Raw genomic sequence first — 13604 nt, forward strand, 5'->3', positions numbered from 1 at the left:
CACCGGCCCTCCTCGCATGCCCGGCTCGCGGGACGCGCCGCAGGACTACGACAGCTGCCCGTCGTAGTCCGGCAGCTTGTACGTCTTCTCGGCGTGCCCGCCCGACAGGTCGGTGGCGCTGTTGCCGATGTTCGCGATGATCGTGTAGCCCTTGTTCTCGATGTCGACGCGCTGGGCGGTCTTGTAGGCGGCCACGTCCTTGAAGAGGTCGAGCAGACCGCGGACGTAGAGCCCGGAGACGCGGTATCCGACGTGCTTGAGGTTGTAGTCGGTGAACCCGTAGATGATGCCCGGGCGCGCCGTGACGAAGAACAGCGAGACGCCGTGCTCCTGGGCGTACTCGGCGACCTCGAGGACGGGCTCGTTGGCCGGCTGCGGGTAGCTGAAGCCGAAGTCGGTCTCCAGCGTGGTGTTGTCGATGTCGAGCACGATCGCCTGCTTCTCGCCCGGCTTCGCGGCGGCGATGCGCTGCTTCAGGTACGGCAGGGCCGTGTCCATCACGGCCTGGCAGTCCGTCTGCCAGGTGTCGTAGTCGACGTCCTCCGCGGCGGTCGCGGAGGCGACGGCGGAGGTGCTGGTGGCCGTAGCCGCCTGGGCGCCGGCCGGAACGGCCATCGCGGTGACGGCGGCCGTGGCCGCCACCGTCAGGGCTGTGCGGCGCTTCCAGGTGCCTCTGGTCATGTGGGGTCCTCTCGCGTCCTGGCCTGCCTGTGTCGTGGGCATGCTGATCTGTGGGGATGGCCTGCGGGGAACCAGCGGGTTACCGGGGGAAACCTGCGGGTTACTGGACGGTAGAGGGTGGTGAGACTCCGCTCACAGACCCGTGCACGTGTCGTGACCGGGGTCACAAGTGGCCTGCGGGGAGGGCGAGTAGCCCCCGTCACATCCCGAAGTCCCCTGAGGGGGGCGGTCGGTGACATGGTGCACAGGTCATCTGTCCGGTACTAGGGCGGATAGTGGCAGCGCAAAATCAGGCAAATGGGACATAGGTTGCGCGACTGCCGGATGGCGGGAGGCCTCCGGCATGGAACGCCGCCAAATGGGGCATGAAGGGCGCTCTGTCAAGAAGTGGTCTGTTTCGGGGTGAAGTACTAGCTTCCGTCGTACGTCACACGTTTGGGGGTCTATCGCCCTCGGGGTTACCAAGGGATGGCCCACCCGGCAGGCGTTCCTGCCCCGGGTGGTCTCTCTGTCCCCGAACCACGAGGTCTTCGATGTTCAAGCGCGTCACGTTCCGCTCTTCCCGTACGTCCCTGCTCCGCACCCGCCTGGCCGTCGGGGCCGCCGCCGTGGGCGCCTCGGTCGTGCTGGGAACCGGAGTGGCGTCCGCCGCCGCACCCGCCGCCGCGCCCGCCGCCGCCAAGGCCGCCTCGGCCACCGGCTGGGTCAAGCCGGTGGCGCACTACGCCAAGTCCGCCAGCTTCCACCAGGCCGGCGCCATGTGGCAGTCCACCCACAGCGGCCAGGACTTCGCCGTGCCGAGCGGCACCAAGGTCGTGGCCGCCCACGGCGGCACGGTCGTGAAGGCCGGCGGCAACGGCGCCGGTGACGGCCCGGCCTACGGCAACGCCATCGTCATCAAGCACGGCAACGGCACGTACTCCCAGTACGCCCACCTGTCCCGTGTCGACGTGAAGGTCGGCCAGATAGTCAAGACCGGGCAGCGCATCGCCCTGTCCGGCAACACCGGCAACTCCAGCGGCCCGCACCTGCACTTCGAGATCCGCACGACCGCGAACTACGGCTCCGCGATCGACCCGGTGGCCTTTCTGCGCGCCAAGGGCCTGACCGTCTGACGACGACGGGTGATCAGGCGCCCTGATGCGCCTGGGTGACGAGATCGACGGCGACCTCGAGGACTGCTGCACGCTTGTCCTCGGGGTCGCCGTCGAGGTCCTGCAGGAAGAACATGCCGGCGTGCAGCGTGAAGATGGCGCTCACGCAGCGGACCTGGTCGGTGAGGGGGGCGTCCGGGTCGATGATGATGTCCCGCAGTGCGCGCATACGGTCCTTGAAGGAGTCGCCGATCTGCAGTTCCCGCACCGTCGCCTGGTTCTCCTGCATGAAGCGGAAGAGCGGGGTCGCGCCGGCGAGGGCCTCGCTGTAGCGCCGTACGATCTCCCGCTTGGTGTCCAGGGTGTGCGGCTGGTGCCTGCCCCACTCGATCAGCTCTTCGATCGGCTTCGTCAGATCCGTGAAGATGCTGACGACGATGTCTTCCTTCGTCTTGAAGTGGTAGTACAGGGCCGCCTTGGTGACCTCCAGACGCTCCGCGATCTCGCGGAGGGAGGTCTTCTCGTAGCCCTGCTCGGCGAAGAGTTCGAGCGCGACGTCCTGGATGCGCTGGCGGGTGTTGCCGCGGCGCTGCTGCTTGGTGCCGTCCATGGTGACGTCCATCCTCGTACTCCTCGAGCTCTCCTGGAAAGTTACTTGCCGCCCGGCTAGTTCGACACCATAAACTTACTTGACGACCGGCTAGTGACGGGGCTACTTTCCCCAGTGTAGTGAACTAGCCGGGCGGCAAGTAAGTGGGCGGCCCGCAGTGGTACCCAGGGGAGTGGGAACGATGGCGGACACGAAGACGGTAGAGACGAAGCCCGAGAAACAACCGAAGAGCGTGCGGGTCGTCCTGCTCGCGCTGATGATCACGATGATGCTCGCGATGCTCGACAACATGATCGTGGGTACCGCGATGCCGACGATCGTCGGCGACCTCGGAGGCCTGGAGCACCTGTCCTGGGTCGTGACCGCCTACACCCTCGCGACCGCGGCCGCCACGCCGATCTGGGGCAAGCTCGGGGACATGTACGGGCGCAAGGGCGCCTTCATGACCTCGATCGTGATCTTCCTGATCGGCTCCGCGCTCAGCGGCATGGCCCAGAACATGGGCGAGCTCATCGCCTTCCGCGCCGTGCAGGGCCTCGGCGCCGGCGGTCTGATGGTCGGCGTCATGGCGATCATCGGCGACCTGATCCCGCCCCGGGAGCGCGGCAAGTACCAGGGCATGATGGCCGGCGTCATGGCGCTCGCGATGATCGGCGGCCCGCTCGTCGGCGGCACCATCACCGACAACTGGGGCTGGCGCTGGTCCTTCTACATCAACCTGCCGCTCGGCGCGGTGTCGCTCGCCCTGATCAGCGCCGTACTGCACCTGCCGAAGAAGCGGGCCAAGGCGGGCATCGACTACCTCGGTGTCGTGCTGCTGACCGTGGGCATCACCGCCATCGTCCTCGTCACCACCTGGGGCGGCACGGAGTACGCCTGGACGTCCGCGCGGATCATGGAGCTGATCGGGATCGGCGTCGCCGCGCTCATCGGGTTCGTGTTCTGGCAGACCCGGGCCGCCGAGCCGATCGTGCCGCTGCACATCTTCCGCAGCCGCAACTTCACCCTGATGTCCCTCATCGGCTTCGTCACCGGCTTCGTGATGTTCGGCGCGACCCTCTTCCTGCCGCTCTACCAGCAGTCGGTGCAGGGTGCCTCCGCGACCAACTCGGGGCTGCTGCTCCTGCCGATGCTCGGCGCGATGCTGGTGACCTCGATGGTCGCGGGCCGCATCACCACCAACTCCGGCAAGTACAAGGTCTTCCCGATCGTCGGCAGCGTCCTGATGGTCATCGGCCTGTACCTGCTCTCCACGATGGACACCGGAACGTCGCGCCTCACCTCCGGCGTGTTCATGGCCGTGGTCGGCCTCGGCATGGGCTGCCTGATGCAGATCACCATGCTGGTCGCGCAGAACAGCGTGGAGATGAAGGACATGGGCGTCGCCTCCTCCTCCACCACCCTGTTCCGTACGCTCGGCTCGTCCTTCGGTGTCGCGATCATGGGCGCGCTGTTCAACCACCGCGTCCAGGACGTCATGGCCGAGCGGGCCGGCGCGCTGGGCTCGAAGATCACCGAGCAGTCCGCGCAGCTGGACGCCGCCAGCCTGGCGAAGCTGCCCGTGGCCGCCCGCGAGGCCTACCAGCACGCGGTGTCGGCGGGCACCCACTCGGCGTTCCTGCTGGGCGCGGTGGTCGCGGTCACCGCGCTGATCGCGGCGGTGTTCGTCAAGGAGGTCCCGCTGAAGGGCGCGGGCCCCCAGAAGGCGGGCGAGGAGCCGACGGACGCCGCGGGTGTCACCCCGCCGGTCGTCGAGGCCGTCTGACCCCACCCCAGCCAGTCACCGAAGGCCCCCGGCAGGTGTCCGCCCCGGGGGCCTTCGCCACGCCCGGGAACACGGCGGGGCGCCCAGCCCCGGCAGCACCCCGCCGTCGACGCGGCGGTCCGCTCCCGGGCGTTCGTCTCGGGCGGAGTCGTGTGACTCGCACCGGGCGTCCGACCTCGGCGGCGGCCTGCCGTGGCAGGCCCTGACGGTCCGTGTCCGCCCTCTGGACGTTCGTCCTGGGCAACCCGGTGTCGGGCGCCCCTGCCGTGGCAGCGGCGGTTGCCGGGGGCTTCCGGTGGGTGTCGGCACCGGGGCTTTCGCCGTGCGTGGGGGCGCGTCGGGCGCCGAGTCCCGGCAGCGGCCCGCCCTCAGGGCCGCTCACGGTCCGTTCCCGCGCGTTTGTCCCGGGCGGAGTCGTGTGACTCGCACCGGGCGTCCGACCTCGGCGGCGGCCTGCCGTGGCAGGCCCCGGCGGTCCGTGTCCGCCCTCTGGACGTTCGATCCTGGGCAACCCGGTGCCGGGCGCCCCTGCCGTGGCAGCGGCGGTTGCCGGGGGCTTCCGGTGGGTGTCGGCACCGGGGCTTTCGCCGTGCGTGGGGGCGCGTCGGGCGCCGAGCCCCGGCAGCGGCCCGCCGTCGAGGGCCGCTTACGGCCCCGGCAGCGACCCGCCGTCGAGGGCCGCTTACGGTCCGCTCCCGGAGGTTCGTCCCGGGCGGAGCCGCGGCCGTGGCCCCGCCCCGGACCGACCGTGGTGGCAGCGCCCCGGGCCGGCCGTTCCGTCTTCCGGCGGCATGGGCGGCGTGGGCGGCGTGGGCGAATCCCGTGCCGCGACCGGTTCTGGGCGGGCCACGGCCGTCGCGGGGGCCCGGGATGACAGGGACCGGCGTGGGGCGAAGGCCTACGGCATCATCGGGTAGCTTCCCGTGTTCGTCGGCGCGTGCTCCGGCAGCCACAGAACGGCCACCGCGCCCTCGGCCGGTATGTGTCCGGGCGCCCCCGCGGGCCGTACGTTGCGGAAGGTCAGCCGGGCGCCCAGTACGCGGGCCTGGCCCGCCGCGATGGTCAGACCGAGCCCGTGGCCGTGCCCCGCCCGGTCCGCGCTGCCGGTGCGGAACCGGCTCGGGCCCTCGGCCAGCAGGTCCTCGGGGAACCCGGGGCCGTGGTCGCGCACCCGGATGACCCGGCCCTCCACGGTGACCTCGATCGGCGGCTTGCCGTGCCGCGCGGCGTTGGCCAGGAGGTTGAACAGGACCCGCTCCAGACGCCGGGGGTCGGTCGTGACCATCGACTCGTGCACCACCCGCACCTCGACGTCCGGGTCCTTGGCCGCCACCCGCCGCACGACGAACTCACCCAGCACGATGTCCTGCAGCTCCGCTCGCTCCGAGGCACTGTCCAGACGGGCCACCTCCAGGACGTCCTCCACGAGCGTGCGCATGGCCTTCGCGCGGTCCAGGACGAGTTCGGTGGGCCGGCCGGGCGGGAGGAGCTCGGCCGCGGTCAGCAGCCCGGTGACCGGGGTGCGCAGCTCGTGCGCGATGTCGGCGGTGACCCGGCGCTCGGCCTCCAGCCGCTGCTGCAGCGCGTCCGCCATGGCGTCCACCGCGCTCGCCAGGTCGTCGGTCTCGTCCCGGACGATCCCGCCCATCGCGTCCCGGACCCGCACGTCCGACTCGCCCTTGGCGACCTGGTTGGCCGCGGCCGCCGCCTTGCGCAGCCGGCGTGAGAGCTGTCCGCCGATGAGCACCCCGAGCGCGCTGCCGCCGAGGACGACCGCGATCGACCCGATCACCAGGGCCTGGTCGAGGTCGTTGAGGATGTCCGTGCTCCGGTCGGTGAACCCGGTGTGCAGGGACATCACCCGCCCGTCCTTGAGCGGCACGGCCGCCCAGATGTCCGGCGCGCCCCCCGCGCGGTCGGACACGAACGTCACCCGGCGCCCCTCGGCGACCTTCTCGCGCACCTCCGCCGGCAGCCGGGAGTCGTCGATCTTGACCTGGGGGAAGTTCGGCCGCCCGGTCATCTCGAAGTTGCGCTGGGCGATCTGCACGCGCTCGTCCGCGAGGTCACGCGCGTTGTCCAGCATGGACACCCGGGCGGCGTTGTGCACGACCAGGCTGAGCGCGATCGCCACCAGCGCGCCGACCAGCGCGATCGCCGCGCTCAGCTTCCACCGCAGCCCCGTGCGGATGCCCGCGCCCTCCGCGCGGGCCGGAACCAGGTGCCGGATCATCCCCCTCACCCCCCGCCCGCTCAGGCCTTCAACTTGTAGCCGAAGCCACGGACCGTCTCGATGCGGTCCTGGCCGATCTTCGTGCGCAGCCGCTGCACATGGACGTCCACGACCCGGGTGTCACCGCCCCAGCCGTAGTCCCACACACGCTCCAGCAGCTTGTCCCGCGACAGGACCGTGCCCGGAGCGGAGGAGAACTCCAGCAGCAGCCGCATCTCGGTGGGCGTCAGGGCCACCGGCTGTCCGGCCCTGCGGACCTCCATCCCCTCGGTGTCCACCTCCAGGTCGCCGAAGGTGAGCACACCGCCCGCGGGGGCGGCGTCCTCGCCCCGCTCCCCGCCGCCGGCGTGCCCGAAGCGGCGCAGCACGGCGCGGATCCTGGCGACCAGCACGGCCCCGTCGAACGGTTTGGTCACATAGTCGTCGGCGCCGGCCTCCAGGCCCAGGACGACGTCGATGGAGTCGGCTCGCGCCGACAGCATGATCACGGGAACGGTGGACTCGTCCCGGATGCGCCGGCACAGGCTCACCCCGTCGAGACCGGGCACCATGACGTCCAGCAGCGCGATGTCGGGGCGGTCCGCCCGGAAGGCGTCCAGGCCGGACAGGCCGTCGGGCATCGCCGTGACCACGAAGCCGTCCCGCTCCAGGGCGAGCTGGGTGGCCTCGCGGATGACGTCGTCGTCCTCGACGAACAGGACGTGGGTCTGGTCTGCCATCCCGGTGCTCTCAGTCCTCGTGTTCGGTGGTGCGTATGTCTGGGTGCTTCTAGAGGGGACGCGCGGGACGTCCGCCGCGTTCACTCCCGGTGCGCCCACTCATTGATCGGAACGAGCGGCCCGATCGGTTCACGCTCCCGGAGATTTTCTCCGGCCGGCCCGGCCGGCCGCAGGCTTCCGGTCGGTCAGCCGCCCGTCCGCCGCCGGTCAGCCGCTCTTCGGCAGCGGCGTCGCGTCCCCGCCCCCGGTGCTGCTGTACTCGTTGTGGATGCTGAACTGCTTGACGAAGCGGTCCGCCGTGGTCCAGCGGTAGGTGATCACGTTCTCGCCGGAGGGGTCGGAGACGGGGTCGCCCTTCGCGTACACCTGCTTGGTCACCACCAGGTCGCCCCGGTCTATTTCCGCGTAGACCGGGGGCTCCTCGGCCTTGAACACGTTCTCGTACCGGCCGTCCTTCTTCCGGTACACGTACGAGCCGACGCCGACCGCGTCGCCGCAGGTGAGCACGTTCACGACGACGTCCGTGGCGGGGCCGCCGGTCAGGTCGCCGTAGGAGACGTCGATGGGGTACTCGTCGCCGACGCAGGGCTCCAGCTCGCCTTTGACCTCCGCCGAGACCTCGGGGTCGTCCTTGACGAGCCGGACCGCGTCGACCCGGGAGGGGGTGTCGGTGGGCGCGGCCGAGGGCGCGGTCGTCGCGCCGGCCACCGCGTCGGCGTGCGCGGGACCCTCGTCACGGGCGCCGGTGCCGCCGGTGCCGCACGCGGACACGAAAAGGCCGAGGGCGGCGAGCACGGTCACCGCCGTGATCGCCGCCTGGAAGGTGCCTCGGGCCGCTGTGGGCCCTGACAGGGCCGGTGTCGGCCCGTGGGTGGTGCCCAAGGGCCCACCCGGGTCGGTCAGGCCGCCGCGCAACGCTCCCGCTCCTCACGCTCCAGCGCGCGTGCGTCCAGATCGCGGGCTTCCAGCTCCTCGCGGAGCCGGGCGAGCGCCCGGTGCAGCGTGCTCTTGACCGTTCCCGCCGACATACCGAGGGCGGCGGCCGTCTCCTCCGTGGACATCTGCTCCCAGTGTCGCAGCACCACGACACTGCGCTGCTTCGGAGCGAGCACCTTCATGGCGTCCATCAGCAGGGCGCGGTCCGCGTGCTGTTCGGTGGAGTCGTCCACACAGGCGTCGGGCAGCTGCTCGGTGGGGACCTCCTCCAGCTTGCGGGCCCGCCACCACTCGGTCCGCGTGTTGATCATGACCCGGCGCAGATAGGCGTCCGCGAGCCGCTTGTCCGCGATGCCCTCCCAACGGCCGTACGTCCGGGCCAGGGCCGTCTGCAGCAGGTCCTGCGCGTCGACCGGGTCCGGGACCAGCCGGCGGGCGCTGCGCAGCAGCGCGTCCTGCCGGGTGCGGACGTACTCCTCGAACTCGAGCACCTCGCCCTGCGCCATGGTCAACCCCTCCGTTTTCCCCGTTTCCGGCTCGCGGTCGTCCGCCGGTTCCGTGCCTCTGGTCTGTCGCCGTCGTGCCCTCGCCGGGCACGCAACAGAAGCTACGGAGGTGTTGTCACGGGGCTGTCCGAAGCAGCCTGCGGCCAGCGCTCGGCTGTCCGTCGGTTGTGTAACGGAAATGAGTTCTGGGTAAAGGGGCGGGCCGAAGAATGGGTTTATGGGCGGATCTGTCCGGCCGGGGGCCGTGACAAAGCCTGGGCGCGGGCTGTGATGGAGCGCGTTGTCTGTGAAGTGACCGTGCGTCAGGTCAGCGGCAGCCGGTACAGCCCGTCCGGCAGCGGCTCCACCAGACCGTCCGCGACGAGGCCGTCGAGGGCACGCGTGCGCTGCACCGGCTCGTGCCACACCCGGTCCAGCGCCGTCTGCGGCACGGGCGCGTGCGCCTCCCGCAGCACGGCGAGCAGCTTGCCCCGCACCTGCCGGTCCGTCCCGGCGTACGTCTGGCCGCGGCGCGGCGGTCCGTCGTGCTCCGGCTTGCCCGCGAGCCGCCAGGCGCACTGCGCGGCGATGGGGCAGCGCACACACGTCTCGTTCTTCGCCGTGCACACGAGCGCGCCGAGCTCCATGGACGCGGCGGCCCAGCGGGCGGCGGTCCCCTCGTCCTCGGGCAGCAGGGCGCGCGCCAGCCTGCGCTCGGCGGCCGTGGTGGCGTTCGGCGGGTACTGCACGCCGGTGACGGCCCGCGCGAAGACCCGGCGCACGTTGGTGTCCAGCACGGCGTGCCGCTGCCCGTACGCGAAGGAGGCGACGGCGGCGGCCGTGTACTCGCCGATGCCGGGCAGCGCGAGCAGCTGCGCGTGGTCCGACGGTACGTCGCCGCCGTGCCGTTCCGTTATGGCGACCGCTGCTCCGTGCAGCCGCAGGGCGCGGCGCGGGTAGCCGAGCCGCCCCCAGGCGCGCACGGCCTCGCCGGGCGCCTCAGCGGCCAGGTCGGCGGGGCGCGGCCAGCGGGCGAGCCACTGCTCGTAGACCGGCAGGACGCGGCTGACCGGCGTCTGCTGGAGCATGAACTCGCTGACCATCACGCCCCACGCGCCGGCCTCGGGGCGCCGCCAGGGCAGGTCGCGGGCGTTCTCCTCGAACCAGTCGATGACGGGGGAGTGCAGGTCCGCACCGGGGACGGCGTCGGCGGCGGGGCTGCTGTGCGGGGTCTTCGTGGGCGCAGTCATGGCTCTTCCGATCCTGCCATGCGCGATGGGGCACGCGTGCGTACCGCCACTCGTCCGGGGTGCGGCCCCGGAGTGTCGTCCCCGCGCGCGCCCCCACCCGCGGCCGGAGGCGCGGGGGGCACCTCGCGAACGGCCGGGGCGTGCGCGGGGAGTGAAATCAGGGGCGGGAACCCGGAGTCCGGGATGATGATCCGGAAAAGTTGTACCGCGGGCGGCGGGTGGGACCAGCGAACGCGGCGATCTCTCGTACAGTTTGCGCCGTGGGATCTCTGCGCAATCCGATCGGGCCGCTTCCCTCCTCCATCTACTGGCGCCGGAGGGTCGTACTGCTGTCCGTGATCGCCCTGTTGGCGCTGCTCATCACGTGGATCGTCACCTCGGGCGGAGGTGGCGGCGACAACGGAGCCAAGGGGTCCAGCGGCAAGAATCCCGCGTCCTCGATCACGCCGGGTCCGTCCGGCTCGGGGCCCGCGATCAGTCAAGCCCCGGGCGGACGTGACGAGTCGAGCGAGGGCGCCACCAGCGGTCCGGGCTCCGGTTCGGGCTCCGGCTCGGACACGGGTTCGGGGGACGGTGGCTCGGGCTCCGGCGGCTCCGGCTCCGGCGGGAGTGGCGGCGGCATCGACGACGGCGCCAACGGCAGCGGGTCGAGCACGACCCTCCCGGCCGGCACCACTCTGCCCAACTGCACCGCCAGCGTGGTCAAGTTGAGCTTGCGCAGCATCCGCAACACCTACTCGCCCGACGAGACCCCCACCTTCCAGCTCACGGCGAAGAACTCCTCCGGCAGCGACTGCAAGGTCGATCTCGCGCCGAAGAACGCGGTGCTGACGATCACTCAGGCCGAGGGTGACGACGACTACTGGTCGTCGGCCGACTGCCCCAAGGTGTCCGGCAGCCTCCTGTACCGGGTGCCGGCCGGGGGCAGCTTCACGTACACCGTGAAGTGGGACCGCAAGCCGAGCGCCCCTCAGTGCGCGACCCCTCCGGCAGGATCGGCCACCGCGGGGACGTACCTCGTGGAGGCGAAGGCTCCGGGGTTCGCGAAGGCGCAAACGTCGTTCGTGCTGGCGGCCGACTGAGACCGGCCGACGGTCCGGCGCCGGCCGCCGGGCGTCACCGCCGGACGTACCGCTCCGGGATCGGCCAGACGTACCGCTCCGGGATCGGCTAGACGTACCGCTCCAGGATCGACGACTCCGCCAGCCGGGACAGGCCCTCGCGGACGCTGCGCGCCCGGGCCTCGCCCACGCCGTCCACCGTCTGGAGGTCGTCGACGCTGGCGGCAAGGAGCTTCTGGAGTCCGCCGAAGTGCTCCACCAGGCGGTCGATGATGGCGCCGGGCAGCCGGGGGACCTTGGCCAGCAGCCGGAAGCCGCGCGGGGAGACCGCCGAGTCGAGCGCCTCGGGGGAGCCGGTGTAGCCCAACGCCTTCGCCACCGTGGAGAGTTCGAGCAGCTCGGCGTGGGTGAGCGCGTCCAGCTCGTACAGCGCCTCGTCGACCGTGCGCGAGCGCTTGGCGGTCGGCTCGGGGACGTAGTCCCGGACCACCAGTTCCCGCTCCGGCTCCACACCCGCGATCAGCTCGTCGAGCTGGAGGGCCAGCAGACGGCCGTCCGTGCCCAGTTCGACCACGTACTCGGCGATTTCGGTGGCGATGCGGCGCACCATCTCCAGGCGCTGGGCCACCGCGGAGACGTCCCGGACCGTCACCAGGTCCTCGATCTCCAGCGCTGACAACGTTCCCGCGACCTCGTCCAGGCGGAGCTTGTAGCGCTCCAGGGTCGCCAGCGCCTGGTTGGCGCGGGACAGGATCGCCGCGGAGTCCTCCAGGACCCGGCGCTGGCCGTCGACGTACAGGGCGATCAGACGCATCGACTGGGAGACCGACACGACCGGGAAGCCGACCTGCTTGGAGACCCGGTCCGCCGTGCGGTGCCGGGTGCCGGTCTCCTCCGTGGGGATCGTGGGGTCCGGGACCAGCTGGACGCCGGCGCGCAGGATCTTCGACAGGTCGGAGGAGACCACGATGCCGCCGTCGAGCTTGCACAGCTCCCGCAGACGCGTGGCCGTGAACTCGACATCCAGGACGAATCCGCCCGTGCACATCGTCTCGACGGTCTTGTCGGAGCCGAGCACGATGAGCCCGCCGGTGTTGCCGCGGAGAACCCGCTCGAGGCCGTCACGCAGGGCCGTGCCCGGAGCCACCGCGCTCAGCGCGGCGCGCATCAGGCCCTCGGCGCCGGAACTCCCACCGGACTTTCCGGGAGCTGCCGCCCGGTCGTTGGCTGCCACTGCACTCCTCCGGTCGCAGGTTCTTCAGGCGCTCCCGTTTCGCGCACTCGGTTCGTACGGACGGGCGAGACCAGGGCAAAGTCTACCGGCGGTCCTCCGCCTCCCGTGGGGCCTCTCGGCGACGGGACCTCGGCAGGACCCGCAGCGCGTCCCCCATGTCCGCGACTTCGAGGACCTTCATACCGGCCGGGATCTTGCCGGGGTCGCCCGGTACGAGCGCGTGCGTGAAGCCCAGACGGTGGGCCTCCGCGAGCCTGCGCTGGACGCCCGTGACCCGTCTGACCTCGCCCGCGAGGCCCACCTCGCCGATCGCGACGAGGTTCTTCGGCAGGGGGGTGTCACTCGCGGCGGAGGCCAGCGCGAGGGCGATCGCCAGGTCCGCCGCGGGCTCCGAGAGCTTCACGCCGCCGACCGTCGCCGAGTAGATGTCCCGCTTGCCGAGCGCGCTGATGCGACCGCGCTGCTCCAGCACCGCGAGCATCATCGACACCCGGGACGTCTCCAGGCCGGAGGTGGTGCGGCGGGGCGAGGGGATCTGCGAGTCGACGGTCAGGGCCTGGACTTCGGCGACCAGGGGGCGGCGGCCCTCCAGGGTGACCGTCAGGCAGGTACCGGGGACCGGTTCGTCACGACGGGTCAGGAAAAGTCCGCTTGGGTCGGCAAGTCCGACAATGCCCTCGTCGTGCAGTTCGAAGCAGCCGACCTCGTCGGTGGCGCCGTAGCGGTTCTTCACGCCGCGCACCAGGCGCAGACGCGCGTGCCGGTCGCCCTCGAAGTGCAGGACGACGTCCACCAGGTGCTCCAGCAGGCGGGGGCCCGCGATCGCGCCGTCCTTCGTGACATGGCCCACCAGCAGCGTGGACATCCCGCGCTCCTTGGAGGCGCGGATCAGGGCCCCGGCGACCTCGCGCACCTGGGCCATGCCGCCCGGCGCCCCGTCGATCTCGGGGGAGGCCACCGTCTGCACCGAGTCGAGGATCAGCAGCGACGGCTTCACCGCGTCCAAGTGCCCGAGGACGGCGGCCAGATCGGTCTCGGCCGCCAGATACAGGTGGTCGTCGATGGCGCCGATGCGGTCGGCGCGCAGCCGGACCTGGCTCGCCGACTCCTCACCCGTCACATACAGCGTGCGGTGTTCGTCACTCGCCGCCTTGGCCGCCACGTCCAGCAGCAGCGTCGACTTGCCGACGCCGGGCTCGCCCGCGAGCAGCACCACCGCGCCGGGCACCAGACCGCCGCCGAGGACGCGGTCCAGCTCGGGCACGCCGGTGGAGCGGGCCGTGGCCTGCCGGCCGTCGACCTGGCCGATGGGCACGGCGGAGGTGGTGACGCGCCCCGGCGTCGTCGTACGGACCGCGGGCGCGCCGTACTCCTCGACCGTGCCCCAGGCCTGGCACTCGGGGCAGCGGCCGAGCCACTTGGCCGTCTGCCAGCCGCACTCCGTGCAGCGGTAGGACGGTCGGTCCTTGGTGGTCTTGGTACGGGCAGCCATGGGGAAACCGTAGCCGCCGCCACCGACAGCGGGGCGGGGCCTGT

Annotated in this window: 12 protein-coding genes; 3 read left to right on the forward strand and 9 right to left on the reverse strand. The window is 71.6% G+C overall.

The window, feature by feature from the left end; genetic code table 11:
• Positions 1-45: 45 nt before the first annotated feature.
• Positions 46-681, reverse strand: coding sequence for an HAD family acid phosphatase (locus ACFY30_RS17800; RefSeq protein WP_390846094.1), 636 nt, complete (start codon positions 679-681; stop codon positions 46-48).
• A 533-nt stretch (positions 682-1214) separates the two neighbouring features.
• On the opposite strand from ACFY30_RS17800, the gene ACFY30_RS17805 reads away from it, so the two are divergent.
• A complete protein-coding gene (locus ACFY30_RS17805) occupies positions 1215-1796 on the forward strand; it encodes a M23 family metallopeptidase (RefSeq protein WP_390659452.1) in 582 nt (193 codons plus the stop codon).
• A 13-nt stretch (positions 1797-1809) separates the two neighbouring features.
• Here ACFY30_RS17805 and ACFY30_RS17810 read toward each other — a convergent pair whose 3' ends face one another.
• The gene (locus ACFY30_RS17810) at positions 1810-2397 is read right to left on the reverse strand and encodes a TetR/AcrR family transcriptional regulator (RefSeq protein WP_390846095.1); all 588 of its coding nucleotides are present in this window, start codon (positions 2395-2397) and stop codon (positions 1810-1812) included.
• 169 nt (positions 2398-2566) lie between these two features.
• On the opposite strand from ACFY30_RS17810, the gene ACFY30_RS17815 reads away from it, so the two are divergent.
• Positions 2567-4150: an MDR family MFS transporter gene (locus ACFY30_RS17815; RefSeq protein WP_390846096.1), complete on the forward strand. Its 1584-nt coding sequence runs from the start codon at positions 2567-2569 to the stop codon at positions 4148-4150.
• Between the two features lie 898 nt (positions 4151-5048).
• Here the strand turns inward: ACFY30_RS17815 and cseC are convergent.
• The 5 genes from cseC to ACFY30_RS17840 form a co-directional block, all read right to left on the reverse strand.
• Positions 5049-6383 carry a two-component system sensor histidine kinase CseC gene (gene cseC, locus ACFY30_RS17820; protein ID WP_390846097.1) on the reverse strand — a complete coding sequence of 445 codons (1335 nt, stop codon included), beginning with the start codon at positions 6381-6383 and terminating at the stop codon, positions 5049-5051.
• 20 nt (positions 6384-6403) lie between these two features.
• On the reverse strand, positions 6404-7102 hold the full coding sequence (gene cseB / locus ACFY30_RS17825; protein ID WP_390846098.1) for a two-component system response regulator CseB: 699 nt from the start codon (positions 7100-7102) through the stop codon (positions 6404-6406).
• Between the two features lie 207 nt (positions 7103-7309).
• A complete protein-coding gene (locus ACFY30_RS17830) occupies positions 7310-7984 on the reverse strand; it encodes a hypothetical protein (RefSeq protein WP_390846099.1) in 675 nt (224 codons plus the stop codon).
• 17 nt (positions 7985-8001) lie between these two features.
• Positions 8002-8544: a SigE family RNA polymerase sigma factor gene (locus tag ACFY30_RS17835; RefSeq protein ID WP_390659458.1), complete on the reverse strand. Its 543-nt coding sequence runs from the start codon at positions 8542-8544 to the stop codon at positions 8002-8004.
• A gap of 302 nt (positions 8545-8846) precedes the next feature.
• On the reverse strand, positions 8847-9773 hold the full coding sequence (locus ACFY30_RS17840; protein ID WP_390846100.1) for an A/G-specific adenine glycosylase: 927 nt from the start codon (positions 9771-9773) through the stop codon (positions 8847-8849).
• A gap of 260 nt (positions 9774-10033) precedes the next feature.
• Here ACFY30_RS17840 and ACFY30_RS17845 point away from each other — a divergent pair, with 260 nt between their 5' ends.
• Entirely contained in the window at positions 10034-10855 is an 822-nt protein-coding gene (locus tag ACFY30_RS17845; protein WP_390846101.1) for a hypothetical protein, read from the forward strand.
• A gap of 88 nt (positions 10856-10943) precedes the next feature.
• On the opposite strand, the gene disA is transcribed toward ACFY30_RS17845, so the two are convergent.
• Positions 10944-12068: a DNA integrity scanning diadenylate cyclase DisA gene (gene disA / locus ACFY30_RS17850; protein ID WP_390659461.1), complete on the reverse strand. Its 1125-nt coding sequence runs from the start codon at positions 12066-12068 to the stop codon at positions 10944-10946.
• A gap of 82 nt (positions 12069-12150) precedes the next feature.
• Positions 12151-13560: a DNA repair protein RadA gene (gene radA, locus ACFY30_RS17855; RefSeq protein ID WP_390846102.1), complete on the reverse strand. Its 1410-nt coding sequence runs from the start codon at positions 13558-13560 to the stop codon at positions 12151-12153.
• Positions 13561-13604 lie beyond the last annotated feature (44 nt).

This window comes from Streptomyces sp. NPDC000345, from assembly GCF_042898825.1.
Lineage (GTDB): Bacteria > Actinomycetota > Actinomycetes > Streptomycetales > Streptomycetaceae > Streptomyces.